We start from the raw sequence: 18313 nt of genomic DNA on the forward strand, positions 1-18313 counted from the left end.
ACGCTTAGACTTTACGCTGAGCCACTGCGTCGACGACGCACAGCGCCGTCATGTTGACGATACGGCGCACGGTGGCCGATGGCGTCAGAATGTGCACGGGCTTGGCGCAGCCCAACAGGATCGGGCCCACGGCGATGCCGTTGCCGGCGGCCGTTTTCACCAGGTTGTAGGCGATGTTGGCCGACTCGATGTTCGGCATGACGAGCAGGTTGGCGTCGTTCTTCAGTGCCGAATTTGGCATCAGTTTTTGACGCAGCTTGCTGTCCAGAGCCGTATCGCCGTGCATTTCGCCGTCGATTTCCAGGTCCGGCGCGCGCTCCTTGACGATGGCCAGGGCGGCGCGCATCTTTTGCGCCGAGGCGCTGTCGCTGGAACCGAAGTTCGAGTGCGACAGCAGGGCCGCGCGCGGCGACAGGCCGAAACGGGTCATCTCTTCGGCGGCCATGATGGTGATCTCGGCCAGCTGCTCGGCGTCCGGGTTTTCATTGACGTGCGTGTCGACCATCACCAGCTGGCGCTCCGGCATGATCAACACGTTCATGGCGGCGTACACGTTGCTGCCGGCGCGCTTGCCCAGCACCTGGTCGATGTATTTCAGGTGCAGCTGGGTGGTGCCGAAGGTGCCGCAGATCATGCCGTCGGCGTCGCCCTTGTGGATCATCATCGAACCGATCAGGGTGTGGCGGCGGCGCATTTCCAGCTTCGCGTATTCCTCGGTGACGCCCTTGCGGCTCGTCATCGCGTAATACGTGTTCCAGTAATCGCGATAGCGCTCGTCGAAGTCCGGGTTGATGACGTCGAAGTCGACGCCTTGCTTGAGGCGCAGGCCGAACTTCTGGATGCGCGCTTCGAGCACGGGTGGACGGCCGACCAGGATAGGACGCGCCAGTTTTTCATCGACCACCACTTGCACGGCGCGCAGCACGCGCTCTTCTTCGCCTTCGGCGTAGACGATGCGTTTGAGTTCGGCCGGCGTGGATTTGGCCATCAGGAACAGCGGCTTCATGAAGGTGCCGCTGCGGTAGACGAATTGCTGCAGGCTGTCCGCGTAGGCTTGCAGGTCCTTGATCGGACGCGTGGCGACGCCCGAATCCTCGGCTGCCTTGGCCACAGCTGGCGCGATCTTGATCAGCAAACGCGGATCGAACGGCATCGGGATCAGGTATTCAGGACCGAACGACAGGTTGCTGATGCCGTACGTGGTGGCCACGATGTCGGACTGCTCGGCATGCGCCAAGTCGGCGATCGCGTGCACCACGGCGATTTCCATTTCGCGCGTGATCGTCGTCGCGCCGCAATCGAGGGCGCCGCGGAAGATGTACGGGAAGCACAGCACGTTGTTGACCTGGTTCGGATAGTCCGAACGGCCCGTGGCGATGATGGCGTCGCTGCGCACGGCCTTGACTTCTTCCGGCAGGATTTCCGGATTCGGGTTGGCCAGCGCCAGGATCAGCGGGTTCGGCGCCATCTTGCGCACCATGTCTTGTTTCAGCACGCCGCCGGCGGAGACGCCGAGGAAAATGTCGGCGTCCGGGATGATCTCGGCCAGGGTGCGCAGCGGCGTGTCTTGCGCAAAGCGTTCCTTGTCCGGGTCCATCAATTCCGTGCGGCCCTTGTAGACGACGCCGGCCAGGTCGGTGACGTAGATATTTTTCAGCGGGAAGCCCAGGTCGACGATCAGGTCCAGGCAGGCCAGCGCTGCGGCGCCCGCGCCCGACACGACCAGTTTGCACTCTTCGATTTTCTTGCCGACGGCTTTCAGGCCGTTCAGGATGGCCGCGCCAACGATGATGGCGGTGCCGTGCTGGTCGTCATGGAAGACGGGAATCTTCATGCGGTCGCGCAGCTGGCGCTCGATATAGAAGCACTCGGGCGCCTTGATGTCTTCCAGGTTCACGCCGCCGAAGGTCGGTTCCAGCGAAGCGATGATGTCGACCAGTTTATCGGGATCCATCTCGTTGATCTCGATGTCGAAGACGTCGATGCCGGCGAATTTCTTGAACAGTACGCCCTTGCCTTCCATCACCGGCTTGGCGGCCAGCGGACCGATATTGCCCAGTCCCAGCACGGCCGTGCCGTTGGTGATGACGGCCACGAGGTTGCCGCGCGCCGTATATTTATAGGCATTGGCCGGATCGATGACGATTTCTTCGCAGGGAGCGGCCACGCCTGGCGAGTAGGCCAGTGCCAGGTCGCGCTGGTTGGTCAGTTGTTTGGTCGGCGTCACGCTGATTTTGCCGGGGCGCGGGCACTCGTGATACTCGAGTGCGGCCAAGCGCAATTGTTGACGCAATTCTTCTTTTTTATCAGATGACGAATCCATGCTGTGCTGCCTTCCTGTTTGGTCGATCGGGTGTTCCGGATTTTATCAGACCGATTCTTTCAATTAGCTAGGTATTTTCCGCTAGCCACAGTCTGATATCACGAAAACGCATAACCTAGCATTGTAAGGCCGTCCGGCGGCACAAACGTCCTGAACAGGAAAAACTATCAAATTTTAGATTTCAATTAGTTTTTGTGATGAATCACCAGGGGTGCGCCACAGCGGCAGCGCTTCGACGGCGCGCTCGATATCGTCCATGTCGTCCGCCCCCAGGGTGGTGTCGAACGGCGCGGACAAAATGCTGCGCATCAGCGCCAGGCGCGTCGTCGCTTGCTGCGCGTCGATGAAGCGGGTCGTCTCCACGCAATACTGCGCGCGGCGCTGGGCATCGGCGCCATCATCGTCGCCGTCGGGATAATAATGGCGACCGATGTGATGCAGCGACTGCAGCAGGAATTCGATCTCGCGCAGGATGCGCAGCGCATCCTCGCCGGACAGCACGATGCGGCGGTTGGCGGGCAGCAGCGATGGTGGCGTGGCGATGTGGTCGGCCATGGCGGCATCTTTCTATCAAGGACAAACCGACAGCCTACGCGATTTTTCCCGCAGGCGACGCCAGCCGCGCACCTGGCGCGAAGCGCACGGCGATCAGCAGCAAGAGCACGACGCCAGCGGCCATCACCATCCACGCCTGGGCCAGGCTTGACGAATGCTGGCGGATCAGGCCCGCGATAAACGGCATGCTGCTGGCGATGATGTAACCGCCGCCCTGCACAAAACCGAGCAGCGCGCCGGCGCCAGCCGGGTCCCGCACGTGGTCCATGCTGACGATCAGCGACAGCGGGAAAAGGGAGCCGATACCGCAGCCCAGCAATATCACGGCAGGCAGCGCCAGTTGCGCGGGCGCCACAATCAGGCAAGCCAGGCCGCCCAGCACAGCCAGCAGGACGGACAACAGCAGGATGCGGCGGTCGGGGAAACGGTGGATGATGCTGGAAATCACCAGTCCGGCCAGCACTTCCACCAGGGTCAGGCCACCGAGCAGCAGGCCGCTGTCGGCCGCGCTCCAGCCCAGCTCCGTGTAAAACGGCGGCAGCCAGGCCAGCACCAGCGTATAGGCGCCCGTGCCGATGCCAAAGAACACCATCAGCAGCCAAGCGCGGGAGCTGCGCACGGGCAGGCTGGCGCCCGCGCCGCCGGACACGTCCACCCGCGCGGCCGATGCGCGCCGCCACAGCAGCGCGGCGGCCACGGCCGGCAGCGCCCACAGGGCCAGCAGCGCCTGCCAGCCCAGCGATTGCGCCAAGGGCGAAGCGGACGCGGCGGCAATGGCCGCGCCGCCCATGATGCCCGTCGTATAAAAGCCCATCAATTGGCCTGCACGCTCGGGGAAATGGCGCTTGATGAAAGCGGGCAGCAGCGCCTGCACCAGCGCGATGCCCAGGCCGCCCAGGGCCGCCGTGGCGATCAGGCCGCCGCTGCCGTGCAAGGGCCAGCGCAGCGCGCAGGCGGCAGCGATGATGGCGATGCCCAGCGAGATACCGCGCGCCACGCCAAGACGGCGCTGCAGCTGCGCGCCCGCCAGCGCGCACACGCCCATGGCAAACACGGGCACGGTGGTCAGCAAGCCCGCGTCGGCATTGCTGAGGCCCGTGCCGGCCTGGATGCTGTCAAGCAAGGGGCCAATGGCGGCCAAGATGGGGCGCAAATTCAGGCCCAGCAGGATGATGGCGGCCACCAGCAGGGCGGACGAAGGCAGCGGAGAAGATACGGGGCGTTCAACAGGCATGGCAGAGTAGTCCTTGCCTCGCAGGGAGGCACATGGTTTAATGCGTGACATAATCACTTGATGAAAAGTATCTTAGCACAAAGATAGAAATCTATCTTGATGTCGAGATAAATGCATACGCCATGACGGATACCCCGCAAGAACACACGCGCGCGCAATTTGCCGCCGCACAATGGCAACGCGAGCTGCCGCAAATGGATACCCATGCCATGCAGCTGGTGGGCCAACTGGGCACGGTGGCGCAGCTGATGGCGCGCGACTGGCTCAATCCGCTGTTCGCCGAACACGGCTTGCAACCGGGCGAATTCGACGTGCTGGCGACCTTGCGCCGCTCGGGCGCGCCCTACAGCTTGACGCCGACGGCCCTGTACGAAGCGGCCATGCTGTCCTCGGGCGGCATGACCAACCGCATCGACCGGCTGGAAGCGGCCGGCTGGATCGAACGCCAGAAGCACCCGACGGACCGGCGCGGCGTGCTGGTGGCGCTGACACAAAAGGGATTGGAACTGATAGAAAAACTGGTGCTGCTGCACGTGGAAAACGAACGCGCCATGCTGTCGGCGCTCGGCGCGGACGAGCAGCGCCAGCTCGACCAGTTGCTGGCCAAGCTGCTGCACGGCATGGCGCAGGCGAAGAAAGCCTAGGCGAGCAGACTCGCCAGTTCGCGCAGCGCCGCATTGCCGCGCCGGACCAGGCGCTGCAGGTCGGCAGGGTCGCGGCTGTCGTAGATGGCCTGGACGTGGCGCGCGCTGGCCGCGCGCAGGTCGATATCGCTGTCGCGGCGGCCTGGAACATGGGCGTCGGCCACGTGCCCCTCGACCAGGGTCAGATAGTAATGACGGGGCTTGCCCCAAAAGTTGGCGGAAAACTGCAGCACCAGGCCGCTGTCGAACAGCAGGGCGCCGCTGCGGCCGCCCTGTTCCAGCAGCACGCGACACGCCGGCAGGGGCTGCCCCGCCGCGCGCAGGAAGCCGGCCAGGTGCACCTGATCACCGAGGCCCAGGCCATTCGCGACCAGCTGGCCGCGCTGCAGAAACGCCTTGAACAATACATGCACGGGCCGGCCGGCGCGACGGAACAGACGCTCGTCCTCGTACAGGCACAGCTGGTCGACGTCGCTGACGGCATAGAAGCCGCGCGCCACCAGCTCCTGCGCCTCGAAAGTACTCAAGCCGACGGCTTGCGGATCGCGCAAGCAGCCATGGTCCAGCCAGGATTGCAACAGGACGTGAATATCGAGGATGGGCATAGTAAGCTGCTCGGCAGTGGCAAAGGCGTCTATTGTAGGCCAGCCTATAATAGCCGGGCCACACCATCATTCAACGCACATACTACGCCATGGCCCCTCACGACGCGCTTTCCGAATTCGACCTGATCAAACAATATTTCGTGCGCCAGCGCCCCGGCCGCGCCACCTTGGGCATCGGCGACGATTGCGCGCTGATCACGCCCGGCGCCGGCAAGCAGATCGCCATCTCCTCGGACATGCTGGTCGAGGACCGCCACTTCTTTGCCGGCGCCGACGCCCGCATGCTCGGTCACAAAAGCCTGGCCGTGAATCTGTCCGACCTGGCCGCCATGGGCGCGCGCCCCGTGGCATTTACGCTGGCCCTGGCCCTGCCGCAAGCGGAGCGCGCCTGGCTGGCGGGCTTTGCCGAAGGCCTGTTCGCGCTGGCCGACGCCTTTGATTGCGAACTCATCGGCGGCGACACCACCAAGGGCCCGCTCAATATCTGCATCACCGTATTTGGCGAACTGGCGCCGGGCCAGGCCCTGCGCCGCGGCGCGGCCGTGGCGGGCGACGATATCTGGGTCAGCGGCACCCTGGGCGACGCGCGCCTGGCGCTGGCCGGCTATCGCATGGAACAGGAATTGTCGCCAGCCGACCTGCTGACGGCCGCCGCGCGCATGCACGCGCCGACGCCGCGCGTGGCGCTGGGCTGCGCGCTGGCGGAACAGAGTCTGGCGCATGCGGCCATCGACATCTCGGACGGCCTGGTGGGAGATTTGGGCCACATCTTGAAAGCGTCGCAGGTGGGCGCCACCCTCGACGTCGACGCCTTGCCGGCCGGCCCCGTGCTGGCGCGGCAGGAAACAGGCCTGCGCCGCCGCTACACGGCCGCCGGCGGCGACGATTATGAATTGTGCTTCACGGCGCCGGCCTCGTCGCGCGACGCCATCGCCGCCCTGGCGGCAAGCTGCGGCACGCCTGTCACGCGCGTGGGCCGCATCGAGACGCAAACAGGCTTGCGCCTGGTGGATGCGGCCGGGCAGCCGCTCGATCTGGCGCTGAGTTCCTTCGACCACTTCAGCGAGTAACGCTAGCGCACGGCCACGCGCGCCAGCCCCGGCTGGTTCACCATCCAGTAGTGCTGGAAGGCCAGGCGGATGTTATCGCGCAGCTGGGTGTCGTCCCACGGCTTCGTATAAAAACGGTAGATGGCGCCCCGGTTGATCGAGTCGAGCACAGCTTCCAGGCCCGTGTAGCCAGAGAGGATGATACGGATGGTTTCCGGGTACAGTTCTTTGACTTTACTGAGGAATTCCGTGCCGCTCATGCTCGGCATGCGCTGGTCGCAGACGATCACGTGCACCCGGTGCAGGGCCAGCATTTCAAAGCCTTCGGCCGGCGTGCTGGCCGTGAGTATCTGATAACCCTCGGGACGGAACAGCCGGTGCAATGACGACAGCACGTTGACGTCGTCGTCGACGATGAGCAGCGTCTGCGCCGGCTGTGCGGCCGGGTCATGGCCGGGCGGCAGGCCGGCGCCGGCGACGATCATCTGCCCCAGTTCCAGCGCCGGCAGGGCGCGGCTGAAATAAAAGCCCTGGATCTCATCGCAGCGGTTGCGCCGCAGGTATTCGAGCTGCGGGCGCGACTCCACGCCCTCGGCCACGACGCTCAGTTTCAGGCTGTGCGCCATGCTGACGATGGCCAGCGCGATGGCCGCGTCGTTCGGATTGCTGGTGATGTTGCGCACGAAGGCGATGTCGATTTTCAGCTTGTCGATGGGGAAGCGCTGCAGATAGGCGAGGCTCGAATAGCCGGTGCCGAAATCGTCGATGGCCACCTTCACGCCGATTTTCTTCAATTTTCCCAGCACGACGATGGTGCGCTCGGCGTTCGACATCAGCGCCGTTTCCGTCAGCTCCAGTTCCAGCAGTTCCGGCGCCACGCCATGCAGCGCCAGCGCGCGCGTCACTTCGCCTTCCAGGTCGCCTTCGGCAAACTGGCGGCTCGATACATTCACGGCCACGTGCACGGGTCCCACTTCGCTGTCGCGCCACTCGGCAATCTGGTGGCAGGCGGCCTGAATCACCCAGGCGCCCACGCGCACGATCAACCCCGTGTCTTCCAGCACGGGCACGAATTCGGCGGGTGCCACCAGGCCGTAGCCGGGACGGCGCCAGCGCAGCAGCGCTTCCACGCCGCTGATGCGGCCCGTGCGCAAATCCACCTTGGGCTGGTAGTACAGGATGAACTGTTCGTGTTCGAGCGCATGGCGCAGCGCCAGTTCCAGGTCCAGGCGCGCCAGCACCTGCACGTTCATGCCGGCCGTGAAAAAGCGGTAGCCGTCGCGGCCCGCCTGCTTGGCCCCGCCCATGGCCGTATTCGCGTATTTGATCAAGGTTTCCGGGTCGGTGGCGTCGTCCGGATACATGGCGATGCCGATGCTGGCCGTCAGGGTGGCCGCGTGGCCGCGCAAGTCGAATGGCGCGCGCAAGGCTTCGCGCACCTGGTTCGCCACGGCCACGGCTTCCTGCTGGTTGCGGCTCATGGTCAGTATCAGCGCGAATTCGTCATTGCCCAGGCGCCCCACCGTGTCGCGCAGGCGCACGCATTCGACCAGGCGGTTGCTGAACTGGCGCAGCAATTCATCGCCCAGCGCCGCGCCCAGAGTGTCGTTGATACTTTTAAAACGGTCGAGCGCGATGAACAGCACCACGATGCGCCAGCTTTTCTCTTGCGCCAGTTCGACGGCCTGGGCCAGCGTCTGGTAGAACAGGCTGCGGTTCGGCAGGCCCGTCAAGCCATCGTAATGGGCCAGGTGCTTCAGGCGCTCCTGCGCCTGGCGCCGTTCGCTGATGTCGCGCGCCACGGCGATCAGCAGCAGACCGCCCGCGCCAGGGGTGCCAGGATAGCCGCCCGCCACGGGCGCCTGCGCATACCAGTGCCAGCCCAGTTCCACGGGGATCAGGCTCAGGTCGCGCCGCACCAGTTCGCATTCCGTCACTTCCGTGGCCAGGTGGGCCGGGCCGCCCGGCAGCGCGGCCAGCGGGGGGGCCGGAGGCGATGGCAGCAAGGTGCCGGGCGCCAGCGCCAGCAGTTCGGTGCGCGCATAGCCAAGCAGGCGGCAAGCGCCGTCGTTGACGTCGACCAGGGTCATGCCCAGCACGTCGACGAGGAAGATGGCGTCGGTGGTGGCGTCCATGGCCCCGCGAAAGCGCTGCAGTTCCGCCGTGCGCTGGCCCACCGTACGTTCGAGCAGGGTGTTGTAATGGCGCGCGGCGCGGTGCAGCAGCCGCACTTCGAGCATGTTGCGGATGCGCGTGAGCACCTCGAGCGCGTCAAAGGGCTTGCTGATGAAATCGCGCGCGCCCGCTTCGAGCGCCGCCAGCTTGGCGTCCGGGTCGGCCGCGATCACCAGCACGGGCAGATAGCCTTCCAGCTCCAGCGGACGCAAGGCATCCATCACCTCGTAGCCGCTCATGCCCGGCATCACCAGGTCGAGGATGATCAGGTCGAACTGGTGGCGCTGGTGCAGGCCGGCCACGGCGCGCGCGTCGAGGGTGCTGGTGATGGCCGTGTAGCCGCCGCTTTGCAGCAAATGCTCGAGCAGGCGCAGATTGACGTCCTGGTCGTCGACGATGAGAATTTTCGCCGCATAGATATCGGCCTGGCTGATCATGGCGCGCCTGTTCCCTTCTGCCGGCGCTGCTGCGCCACATAGGCCAGGGTACTGTTGATCGCCTCGGTAAATTCATCGAGGTTGATCGGCTTGGTCAGATAGCGGTAAAAGCCCAGCGCCAGACTGCGCTCGACGTCGCCCGGCATGGCGTTGGCCGTCAGAGCGATGACGGGGATGTGCGCCGTGCGCGGATCGGCGCGCAGCAGTTTCAGCGCATCCGTGCCATTCACGTTCGGCAGGTTGATGTCCATCAGGATCAGTTGCGGCAGGTGCGTGCGCGCCATTTCCACGCCAAGGCGGCCATCTGTGGCCGTCAGCAGCTGCAATTGGGGGCAATAGCGCACGATTTCCTCGACCAGGGTCAGGTTGGCGGGATTGTCTTCCACGTACAGCAAGGTCACGGGGGCGCTGTGATCGAGCAGCGCCCCGGCCAGGTCCGGCCGCGGCAAGGCGGGTGTCGCTGGAATGGGCAAGGCGTCCACCACGCGCAGCTCGATCCAGAAGGTGCTGCCCTCGCCGGGCGCGCTGGAGACGCCGATGCTGCCATCCATCAGCTCGACCAGGCGCTTGGTGACCACCAGGCCGATGCCGCTGCCTTCTTCCGTGCCGCCCTCCTGCCCCAGCCGGTTGAAAGGCTGGAACAGCAACGCCACCTGTTCGCCGTCGAGACCCACGCCCGTGTCGCGCACGCTGATGCGTACCCGCCCGCCCGCCTGCGGCGCGCAATCGATGGCCACCTGCCCCCGCTCGCGGTTGTACTTGAGCGCATTCGACAACAGGTTCAACAGGATTTGCTTGAGGCGCGTACGGTCGGCCAGCACGTTCAGGGGGCAGGCGTCGGGGAAGGTCATGCCGATGCCGCGCTGACTGGCCAGCGGCGCGATCATGTCGCGGCATTCCTGCAAGATGGCGTCCAGGCCCACGGGTTCCAGCGACAGGCTGACCGTGCCCGATTCCACCTTGGCCAGGTCGAGGATTTCATTGATCAGTGTCAGCAGATGGCGCCCGGATTTCAGGATATGCCCGGCGAATTCCTTCTTTTGCTCCAGGGTCGACGGCAGGCGGTCGGAACTGAGGATTTGCGCGAAGCCCAGGATGGCGTTCAACGGCGTGCGCAATTCATGGCTCATCGACGACAAAAACGCCGACTTGGCGTAGTTGGCGCTGCGCGCCTCTTCCATCGCCATGGCCAGTTCGCCATTCGTCATTTCCAGCTGCATCGTGCGTTCGTGCACGCGCACTTCCAGTTCCTGGTTCAGGCGCATGACTTCCTGCTGCGCCTCGGTGCGCTGCTCGCCCTCGCGCGCCAGCTCGCCGTTCGAGCGCTCCAGCGCCTGCGTGCGCAGCTCGATCTCGGCCAGCATCTTGTTGAAGGAATCGACCAGCTGCGCCACTTCGTCGACGCTGAGCTTGCGCGCGCGGCGCGAGTAATCGCCCGTCTCGATCACTTCGCGCGCCACGTCGGCGATATCGAGGATGGGCTGGGTGATGACGAAATCGAGGCGGCGCAGCAGCAGCAAGGCCACCAGCAGCGCCAGCACCGTCACGCCCAGCGCGATGGCCAGGTAATCGGCCGTGCGGCCGGCCAGCTCGTAATCGGCGCGCAGATACACGGTACCCAGCAATTCGCCATTGTCGACGATGGGCTTGAACAATTCGACGGATTTTCCCGCGATGCTGACGCCTTCCTTGCCCGCCTTCGCCGGCAGCTCGCCCACGTGCTGATGCGCGCGGTAACTGGCAAACAGGCTGCCGTCGGCCTTGTACAGGGCACCGGCCGTCACGCGCGGACGGATGCGCATCAAATTGAGGTTTTCCAGCGCCAGGCGCTCGTCGTCGAAAGCCAGCGCGGCTGAGCTCATGTGTCCAAGCAGCTCGGCCTGGGTACTGATGTCGGCCACCAGGTTGCGGTGGTAGGCGCGCAAGTCGTAGACGACGATGGTGCCCAGGGAAATGACGAGGGCCACCAGGGTGGTCAGCAAGACCACCGACATCAGCTTGTGGCGGATGGAACGCAGTCGTATCATCTAGGCGCCCCCCGTCTGCACGCGGTAGGCGGCCAGCAGCATGCGCGCGCTGATGCGGATATGCGCCTGCGCCACGGGTTTCAAGGCCACGTCGAAGCGGACCTTGTCTTCGGCCATCACAAAATTGATCATGCTGCCCATCGCGTAGACCTCATCCGAATCGGATACCGTCAGCAACGCCAGGCCACGGCTGGCGGCCAGCATTTCCTGCAGCGCCGTTTTCTCCAGCGCCCCCAGGTACAGCACGTGCAGCCCGGCCAGCGCTTCGCCGCGGCGCACTTTTTTCACTTGTACGACGCGGCCGTTGACGCTATGCCCGGCCACGCTCTGCTCGAGCTGCTCGGCCAGCGCATCGGCGCCCGCCACGCCGATCACCAGCGGCGACTCGGGCCGGGCAAAGCTGCCGTCGGGCCATTCGACATAGCCGGCAAACTTGTACAGATATCCGGCCTTGACTTGGCGTTCCAGCTCCCCCGGCACCTGCGATCGCGCATCGGCGCACAGCACGCCAAAAAGCAGCAATAGCCAGCCCCAGCGCAGGGAGCGGCAAGCAGCGCCGCGCGCGGGGCGGCGCAAGGGGCCAGGATGACACCACCAGGTCCAGTTCAGAATTGCCATGACAACCGAGTAAAGATAATGCATACGAAGGCGCGGCACCATGCCGCTTGCCTGTTCGAGCGATGCGCACCCGGGTAGCGCAGCGACAGAGCGCCTGCCAGCCCGAAGTGGTAGCAAATGTATAAAAGAGTGTACGCATTTTCGCTGGTACCGGGGAAAGTTTCTTTTACCGTTGCCCATGCTACAGTCTCGCCACCATTTTCACCGCATGCAGGAGTCATCATGAGCAACGAACTCGCCCCCCTCTCCACCGCCCTCGGCCTGGCCTTGCAGGCGAAAGGCTTGCTGCTGGCCACGGCCGAATCGTGCACGGGCGGCGGCGTGGCGCAGGCCGTCACCGATATCCCGGGCTCGAGCGCCTGGTTCGAACGGGGCTTCGTCACCTATTCCAACGGGGCCAAGAGCAGCATGCTGGGCGTGCCCGCCGAACTGATCGCCGCACACGGCGCCGTCAGCGAGGAAGTGGCCGCCGCCATGGCGCAAGGCACCCTGGCCCACAGCGAGGCCCAGGTGGCGGTCTCGACCACCGGCATCGCCGGCCCCACGGGCGGCGTACCGGGCAAGCCCGTCGGTACCGTCTGCTTCGGCTGGGCCATGGACGGGCGCGTGCAGACGCAGCGGCTGGTATTCGCCGGCGACCGCCAGGCCGTGCGCGAGCAGGCCGTGGCGCACGCCCTGCGCGAACTGCTGCGTTTTATCCAGTAGCGTCGGCGATGCAGGCGCGGTCGCGGCCCGCCTGCTTGGCCGCGTACAGGGCGCTGTCGGCGCGCATCAGCAATTCGTGGCGGCCGGCGCCGTGGCGCGGATATTCGGCGATGCCGGCCGAAAAGGTGCAGCCCGTCAAGCTGTGCGGCGCCTGCTGAATCAGCAACTGGCGGTAGCGCGCGGCGATATCGTCGATCTTGTGCGCGGCGATGACGCTGTCGGCTTCGCGCAACAGCAGGCAGAATTCCTCGCCGCCATAGCGGCACACCATATCGGTGCCGCGCAGCTGGCCTTCCACCAGCCGCGCGAACTGGATCAGTACTTCATCGCCAAAGTTATGCCCGTAGGTATCGTTGACGCGCTTGAAAAAGTCCAGGTCGATGATGGCGATGGCCACGGGCGCATCCGCATCGGCCTCGTGCAGGATGGCGTTGAGGCAGGTTTCAAAGTGGCGGCGGTTGTACAGGCCCGTCAGGTGGTCGCGCATGGCCTGCTCCTTCAAGCTGTCCTGCAGGGAATTGACGTGCAGGATCTGGTGCGCCAGTTCGCGGTTCAGGTGCTCGAGCTTGACGTTTTCCGATTCGCGCGCGGCCTGCAATTCCAGCGCCTTGTCGCGCTCGGCTTTCAGGCTGTGCATTTCCTTTTCCAGATTGCGCATCAGGCTGCGCGAGGCGCGCGCCGACTTGCTGCTGGCCTCGTAGGCGGCCTGGTATTGCTGCAGGAAACCATACGCGGCCTGCCATTCGCCCAGCTGGGCGTTGATGTCGGCCAGCCCCCGCAGGATCTGCTGCTGGTGAAACGGATTGCGCGTCCAGCTCAGCAAGCTGTGCGCCTGCGTCAGGGACGCCAGCGCCTGCGCCGTCTGGCCCGCGTGCAAGTCCAGCTTGCCGCGCACCAGCCACGCATGCATCTGCTCTTCCAGGTCCTGGCCCCGGCGCGCATATTCTTCCGCCCGCAACAGCAATTGCAAGGCGCTGTCTGGCTGGCGCAGCAGGATGGCCGCATGGGCGGCGATGCAGAACAGGAAAGCGCGCACGGCCAGGTCTTCTTCCGGCCACTCGTAAAACGGTTCCACAAGCGCCAGCGCCTCGGCCGGCTTGCCCGTGGCCAGCAGGCACATGGCCAGGTTGGCCGAGACGATGGTTTGCTGGTATTTGAGCTTTTGCGTGCCGATGATCTCGAGCGCTTCGACCAGCAGGGGAATGGCGTCTTCATCGTTGCCCAGGTCATGCTGCGACGACGCGAGGTTCGACAGGCTGTTGACGCGGTGCGCGGGACTGCCGAAGCGCTCGGCGATGTCGAGCGCCAACAGGAAATTGCGCGGACCGTCCTGCGTATCGCCACGGTTCAAGGCATCGACGCCCAGGCGCGCGTACAGCATGAACTTGTGCAGGGAATCAGGTATCTGCGCGGCCTGGCTGCGCGCCTGCAGGAAATGCTGCTCGGCATCGGCAAAATCGCCGCGCCGGCTCGCATACGCGCCCTGCAGGGCGGCCACTTCCATGCCCCCTTCCAGGTCGCCGCTTTGCTGGAAATACGCGCCCAGGCGCTCGCATGACGGTTCGGCCTCGCCCGCGTAGTACGCGAGCCAGCAATGATTGAGTTCCGCATACGCGCCGCCGCGTGCATACTGTTGTCGTTGCGCCGCCGCCAGCGCCATCTGCGCCAGCCGGCGCGCCTGGCGGCGGTTGCCGACCAGGCAAGACAGGGCTTGCTGATTCAGACGGTCAATGTCGGCTTTATCGAGACTGGAGATCGGCACTGCGTCCTCATTCACACTCTGGGGGTGCATTTTTCACACAAAACTTGCTCTGCATCAATGGTATCCTGATTAACATCATAACCAGATTCGCTGTTCCGCATGGCATATTTGCAAAGGATTGTGGTAAAAATGCCAGTCGCCGCTGTCACGGATCTTGGATTGTCACTGACGCAACAACTTGGAGTAGTCGCAATGCAAAACACGGTACATTTCATCCTGCAGGGCAAGGGCGGCATCGGCAAGACCCTCGTCTCGACCCTGCTGGCCCAGTGGATAGGCGGCAAGGACGACACGCCTTTGCGCTGCTATGACACCGACCAGGAAAACGCGACTTTTTCGCGCTACAAGGCGATGAACGTCAAGCACGTGCCCGTGATGACGGATGCGCGCAACATCGACCCGAAACGTTTCGACGCGCTGATGATCGACATTCTCGACACGGACGGCAACTGCGTGGTCGACAATGGCGCCAACACCTTTTCGCCGCTGATGGGCTACCTGCTGGAAAACGACTGTTTTTCGCTGCTGGAAGAATCGGGCCGCAAGGTGTACATCCACACCATCGTCGGCGGCGGCGATACCTTGCATGACACGGCCACGGGTTTTGTTGCCACGGCCCAATCGACGAAAGTGCCGCTGGTGCTGTGGCAAAACGAACACTTCGGCCTGCTGCAATCGGCGTCCGGCAAGCAATTCGTCGAATCGCAGTCGTACGCCGACAACCGCGCGCGCGTGAAAGGCAGCATCACCTTGAGCCAGCGCAACCCCGACACTTTCGGCGCGGACGTGAAAAAAATGAACACGGCGCGCCTGACGATGCAGGAAGTGCTGCAGAACGACAAGTTCAACATCATGGAAAAACAGCGCATCAAGGTTGTCTACCGCGACATCTTCGAACAGCTCGACAAGGTGCAGTGGTAGATGGACCAGCACAAACTGCGCAGCCACGTGTTCGACAAGACGGGCATCAAGGTCGACGTCGACGACCCGATATTCGCCCTCGTGGCGCTGAACGAAGCCGTGCTGGAGGAAACCGTCGAGCGCCAGCTGGCCCTGCTGGACGCCGCCACACAGGCGCTGGCGGTCCAGGCGCGCGCGGCGGGCGGCTTGCCTGCGGCCGCGCCCCAGCCTGGGCCGGAAGCGCCCCTGTCCGCCCCTTGGTTTTCTCCGCGCGAATGGCGCTTGCTGGGCGCGGCGGCCATCGTCTCCATCGCCAGCGCGCTGCTGGTGCTGGGTGGCGCGGCCCTGCTGTATAAACTGTAGCACCGACCGTAGTACCGACCGTCGTAACGTCCCGCTGCGCCAGCCACGAGCGAGCCGCAGCGTTTTTCCACCCATCCCTGGAAGCATGCATGAAACCGATCAAACTGCTGGCCATTCCAGCGCTGTTGCTGTCGCTGTACGGCGCCCCGCTCACCTTCGCCCACGCCGCCGATGCGGCCGTCACGACGGGCGCCACGGCCGTGCCAAACATTGCCTACGAAAAATACACCTTGCCGAACGGCCTCGACGTGATTCTCGTGGAAGACCATAAATTGCCCGTCACGGCCGTCAATATCTGGTACCACGTGGGACCGGCCAATGAAGCGCCGGGGCTGACGGGCTTTGCGCATCTGTTCGAGCACATGATGTTTGCCGCGACCAAGCACGTGCCGCGTGGCATGGCCGACCAGTTGCTCGAAGGCGCGGGCGCCACCGATTCCAACGGCAGCACGGATTTCGACCGCACCAATTATTTCGACACGGTGCCGTCGAACCAGCTGGAACTGGCCTTGTGGACGCATTCCGACCGCATGGGCTATCTGCTGGACGTGCTCGACCAGACGGCGCTGACGAACCAGCAGGACGTGGTGCGCAACGAGCGCCGCCAGAGCGTGGAAAATGCGCCCTACGGCATCGTGCAGGAAGCGCTGTATCACCAGCTGTTTCCCAAGACCCATCCGTATTACGCCAGCGTCATCGGTTCGCACGCGGATATCCAGAACGCGAAACTGGCCGACATCAAAGAATTCTTCACCAAATACTACGGTCCCAACAACGCCAGCCTCGTGATCGCCGGCGACATCGACAAGGCGAAGACCAAGGAACTGGTCAACAAGTATTTTGGCAGCTTCAAGAGCGGCCCGGCCGTGCCGAAACCCGATGTCGTGACGCCGCCCATCACGCAGGAACGCCGCGTCGTGGTGCAGGACCGGGTCGAGTTGCCGCGCGTCTTCATGGCCTGGCTGACGCCATCCGCCTACACCAGGGATGACGCGGAACTGTCGATGGCCGCACACATCCTGGCCGGCGGCAAGTCCAGCCGTTTATATAAATCGCTGGTGTACGACAAGCAGATCGCCCAGGACGTGGGCGCCAGCCAGGGCTCGAACGCCCTCACGTCCATCTTCACCATCGACGCGACGGCGCGCCCGGGCCGCAAGCCAGAGGAAATCGAGCAAGCCTTGCAGGCGGAACTGGAGCAATTGCGCGCCAAGGGCCCGTCCGAGAAAGAACTGGAGCGGGCGCGCAACAGCATCGAGACGAGCATGCTGAGCCAAGTGGAAAAAATGGGCGGCCACGGCGTGGCCAACTTGCTCAACGAATACAACCAGTACGTGGGCGACCCCGGCTACCTGGCCAAGGATATCGAGCGCTACCGTCAGGTGACGGCGGCCGGCGTGCAGCGCGCCGTCGATCAGTACCTGAAAAACCAGTCGCGCGTGGTCGTCTACGGCGTGCCGGGCACGCCGGACCTGGGCGCGGAAGTGCCGACGCCGGCGCCTGGCAAGGTCAAGCCTGCGCCTGGCACGGCCATCAATGCGGACGAACCATGGCGCAATGCCGTGCCGAAGGCCGGCCCCGCGCCGAAGATTGTTTTACCGCAAGGAAAATCGTTCACCCTGGCGAACGGTTTGACCGTGATCCACCACTACAACGGGGCCGTGCCGCTCGTGTCCAGCCAGCTTGTGGTGAAAAGCGGCTCGGGCGCCAATCCGCTGGCGCAGCCGGGCTTGTCGAGCTTTACAGCGCAATTGCTGCAGGAAGGCACGGCCACGCGCAGCGCGCCGCAGATCGCCGACGACGTGGCGCAGCTGGGCGCGCTGCTCAATACCGGCTCCGGCGTGGACGCGTCGTTCGCCCAGCTGACGTCGCTCAAAGCCACGTTCCCGCAAGCGCTCGACGTGCTGGCCGACGTGGTGCTGCACCCGCAATTCCCGCAGGAAGAAGTGGAACGCCAGCGCGCCAGCCGCATCGGACAGCTGGCGCAGCAGCGCGAAAACGCGGGCGCGGTGGCGGCCAGAGTGGAAGCGGCGGCCCTGTATGGCCCGCAGCATCCGTATGGCTATATCCAGCTGGGCACGGAAGCGGCGCTGAAAGCGGCCAGCCGCGCCGACCTGCAAGGTTTCTGGCAACAGCATTACCTGCCCAACAATGCGGCCCTGATCGTTTCGGGCGATATCGGCGAAGCGGAATTGAAGGCGCTGGCCGAAGCCAGGTTTGGCAGCTGGAAGCCAGGCACGGTGGCGCCGGCCGTGGCCGCCGCACCGCAGACGGCGAAGGCAAAATTGATTTTGGTCGACAAGCCGGGCGCGCCGCAAACGGCCGTGCGCCTGTCGACCATCGCCGTGCCGCGCGCCACGCCCGATTACGCGCCGCTGCAAGTGATGAATGCGGCGCTGGGCGGCTTGTTTACCAGCCGCCTGAACACCAACTTGCGCGAAGAAAAAGGCTATACATATGGCGTGCGCTCGCAATTCCAGTACCGCAACCAACCTGGACCGTTCTCGATTGCCGCCAGTGTGCGCACCGATGTGACGGGCCCGGCCGTATCGGAAACCGTCAGGGAAATCCGCGCCATGATCGCCAAGCCCTTGAGCAACAAGGAATTGGCGAATGCGCGCAACTCGCAAGTGCTGTCCTTGCCGGGCCAGTTCGACACGAATGCCAGCATCAGCGCCAGCATGGCCAACACGTACATCTACGGCCTGGGCCTCGACTACTACACGACCTTGCCGCAGAGCTTTGCCAGCGTGACGGACAAGCAGGTGCAGCAGGTGGCGAAAAAATACCTGCAGCCGGAAAAGCTGATCGTCATCGGCGTGGGCGACAAGGCGAAAATCGCCCCGCAATTGTCGAAGCTGAAATTGGCGCCCGTCGAATTGCGCGACGCGGAGGGTAACGTAAAGTGATACTTAT

Annotated in this window: 14 protein-coding genes; 6 read left to right on the forward strand and 8 right to left on the reverse strand. The window is 64.4% G+C overall.

Annotation, left to right across the window (positions count from 1 at the left end; genetic code table 11):
- Positions 1-4 precede the first annotated feature (4 nt).
- From GYK42_RS03870 to GYK42_RS03880, 3 genes are all read right to left on the reverse strand, one after another.
- The gene (locus GYK42_RS03870) at positions 5-2323 is read right to left on the reverse strand and encodes an NADP-dependent malic enzyme (protein WP_046684361.1); all 2319 of its coding nucleotides are present in this window, start codon (positions 2321-2323) and stop codon (positions 5-7) included.
- A 174-nt stretch (positions 2324-2497) separates the two neighbouring features.
- On the reverse strand, positions 2498-2878 hold the full coding sequence (locus GYK42_RS03875) for a hypothetical protein (protein ID WP_205711265.1): 381 nt from the start codon (positions 2876-2878) through the stop codon (positions 2498-2500).
- Between the two features lie 34 nt (positions 2879-2912).
- Positions 2913-4112 carry an MFS transporter gene (locus GYK42_RS03880; protein WP_166446414.1) on the reverse strand — a complete coding sequence of 400 codons (1200 nt, stop codon included), beginning with the start codon at positions 4110-4112 and terminating at the stop codon, positions 2913-2915.
- Positions 4113-4234: 122 nt separating this feature from the next.
- Here GYK42_RS03880 and GYK42_RS03885 point away from each other — a divergent pair, with 122 nt between their 5' ends.
- Positions 4235-4756, forward strand: coding sequence for a MarR family winged helix-turn-helix transcriptional regulator (locus GYK42_RS03885; RefSeq protein ID WP_166446415.1), 522 nt, complete (start codon positions 4235-4237; stop codon positions 4754-4756).
- Here the strand turns inward: GYK42_RS03885 and GYK42_RS03890 are convergent.
- On the reverse strand, positions 4753-5361 hold the full coding sequence (locus GYK42_RS03890) for a hypothetical protein (protein ID WP_166446416.1): 609 nt from the start codon (positions 5359-5361) through the stop codon (positions 4753-4755). The two genes, GYK42_RS03885 and GYK42_RS03890, sit on opposite strands and share 4 nt — an antisense overlap.
- Positions 5362-5450: 89 nt before the next feature.
- On the opposite strand from GYK42_RS03890, the gene thiL reads away from it, so the two are divergent.
- Positions 5451-6431 (forward strand): thiamine-phosphate kinase, encoded by a 981-nt coding sequence (thiL, locus tag GYK42_RS03895; protein ID WP_166446417.1) that lies wholly within the window; start codon positions 5451-5453, stop codon positions 6429-6431.
- Between the two features lie 2 nt (positions 6432-6433).
- On the opposite strand, the gene GYK42_RS03900 is transcribed toward thiL, so the two are convergent.
- Genes GYK42_RS03900 through GYK42_RS03910 form a run of 3 tightly spaced genes read right to left on the reverse strand, consistent with a single transcriptional unit; the run spans position 6434 to position 11667 of the window.
- Positions 6434-9022, reverse strand: coding sequence for an EAL domain-containing protein (locus tag GYK42_RS03900; RefSeq protein ID WP_166446418.1), 2589 nt, complete (start codon positions 9020-9022; stop codon positions 6434-6436).
- Complete coding sequence (locus GYK42_RS03905; RefSeq protein WP_166446419.1) at positions 9019-11049, reverse strand: ATP-binding protein; 2031 nt, start codon at positions 11047-11049, stop codon at positions 9019-9021. The genes GYK42_RS03900 and GYK42_RS03905 overlap by 4 nt, the downstream gene beginning before the upstream one ends.
- Positions 11050-11667, reverse strand: a complete 618-nt coding sequence (locus GYK42_RS03910; protein WP_166446420.1) for a YfiR family protein — start codon at positions 11665-11667, stop codon at positions 11050-11052.
- Between the two features lie 222 nt (positions 11668-11889).
- Here GYK42_RS03910 and GYK42_RS03915 point away from each other — a divergent pair, with 222 nt between their 5' ends.
- Positions 11890-12372, forward strand: a complete 483-nt coding sequence (locus tag GYK42_RS03915) for a CinA family protein (RefSeq protein WP_166446421.1) — start codon at positions 11890-11892, stop codon at positions 12370-12372.
- Here the strand turns inward: GYK42_RS03915 and GYK42_RS03920 are convergent.
- Positions 12362-14134: a GGDEF domain-containing protein gene (locus GYK42_RS03920; protein ID WP_346768054.1), complete on the reverse strand. Its 1773-nt coding sequence runs from the start codon at positions 14132-14134 to the stop codon at positions 12362-12364. The genes GYK42_RS03915 and GYK42_RS03920 overlap by 11 nt on opposite strands.
- A 192-nt stretch (positions 14135-14326) precedes the next feature.
- Between GYK42_RS03920 and GYK42_RS03925 the strand changes: the two genes are divergently transcribed.
- The 3 genes from GYK42_RS03925 to GYK42_RS03935 all read left to right on the forward strand — a co-directional run bounded on the left by GYK42_RS03925 (position 14327) and on the right by GYK42_RS03935 (position 18306).
- Complete coding sequence (locus tag GYK42_RS03925; RefSeq protein ID WP_166446423.1) at positions 14327-15055, forward strand: hypothetical protein; 729 nt, start codon at positions 14327-14329, stop codon at positions 15053-15055.
- Positions 15056-15397 carry a hypothetical protein gene (locus GYK42_RS03930; RefSeq protein ID WP_166446424.1) on the forward strand — a complete coding sequence of 114 codons (342 nt, stop codon included), beginning with the start codon at positions 15056-15058 and terminating at the stop codon, positions 15395-15397.
- Between the two features lie 89 nt (positions 15398-15486).
- Positions 15487-18306 (forward strand): M16 family metallopeptidase, encoded by a 2820-nt coding sequence (locus tag GYK42_RS03935; RefSeq protein ID WP_166446425.1) that lies wholly within the window; start codon positions 15487-15489, stop codon positions 18304-18306.
- Positions 18307-18313 lie beyond the last annotated feature (7 nt).

This window comes from Janthinobacterium lividum (assembly GCF_011601275.1).
Lineage (GTDB): Bacteria > Pseudomonadota > Gammaproteobacteria > Burkholderiales > Burkholderiaceae_D > Janthinobacterium > Janthinobacterium lividum_E.

Excerpts from the sequence above, each read along its gene's own strand:
- GYK42_RS03870 (WP_046684361.1), bottom strand. The coding sequence starts at position 2,323 with ATGGATTCGTCATCTGATAAAAAAGAAGAATTGCGTCAACAATTGCGC.
- GYK42_RS03875 (WP_205711265.1), bottom strand. The coding sequence starts at position 2,878 with ATGGCCGACCACATCGCCACGCCACCATCGCTGCTGCCCGCCAACCGC.
- GYK42_RS03880 (WP_166446414.1), bottom strand. The coding sequence starts at position 4,112 with ATGCCTGTTGAACGCCCCGTATCTTCTCCGCTGCCTTCGTCCGCCCTG.
- GYK42_RS03885 (WP_166446415.1), top strand. The coding sequence starts at position 4,235 with ATGACGGATACCCCGCAAGAACACACGCGCGCGCAATTTGCCGCCGCA.
- GYK42_RS03890 (WP_166446416.1), bottom strand. The coding sequence starts at position 5,361 with ATGCCCATCCTCGATATTCACGTCCTGTTGCAATCCTGGCTGGACCAT.
- thiL (WP_166446417.1), top strand. The coding sequence starts at position 5,451 with ATGGCCCCTCACGACGCGCTTTCCGAATTCGACCTGATCAAACAATAT.
- GYK42_RS03900 (WP_166446418.1), bottom strand. The coding sequence starts at position 9,022 with ATGATCAGCCAGGCCGATATCTATGCGGCGAAAATTCTCATCGTCGAC.
- GYK42_RS03905 (WP_166446419.1), bottom strand. The coding sequence starts at position 11,049 with ATGATACGACTGCGTTCCATCCGCCACAAGCTGATGTCGGTGGTCTTG.
- GYK42_RS03910 (WP_166446420.1), bottom strand. The coding sequence starts at position 11,667 with ATGGCAATTCTGAACTGGACCTGGTGGTGTCATCCTGGCCCCTTGCGC.
- GYK42_RS03915 (WP_166446421.1), top strand. The coding sequence starts at position 11,890 with ATGAGCAACGAACTCGCCCCCCTCTCCACCGCCCTCGGCCTGGCCTTG.
- GYK42_RS03925 (WP_166446423.1), top strand. The coding sequence starts at position 14,327 with ATGCAAAACACGGTACATTTCATCCTGCAGGGCAAGGGCGGCATCGGC.
- GYK42_RS03930 (WP_166446424.1), top strand. The coding sequence starts at position 15,056 with ATGGACCAGCACAAACTGCGCAGCCACGTGTTCGACAAGACGGGCATC.
- GYK42_RS03935 (WP_166446425.1), top strand. The coding sequence starts at position 15,487 with ATGAAACCGATCAAACTGCTGGCCATTCCAGCGCTGTTGCTGTCGCTG.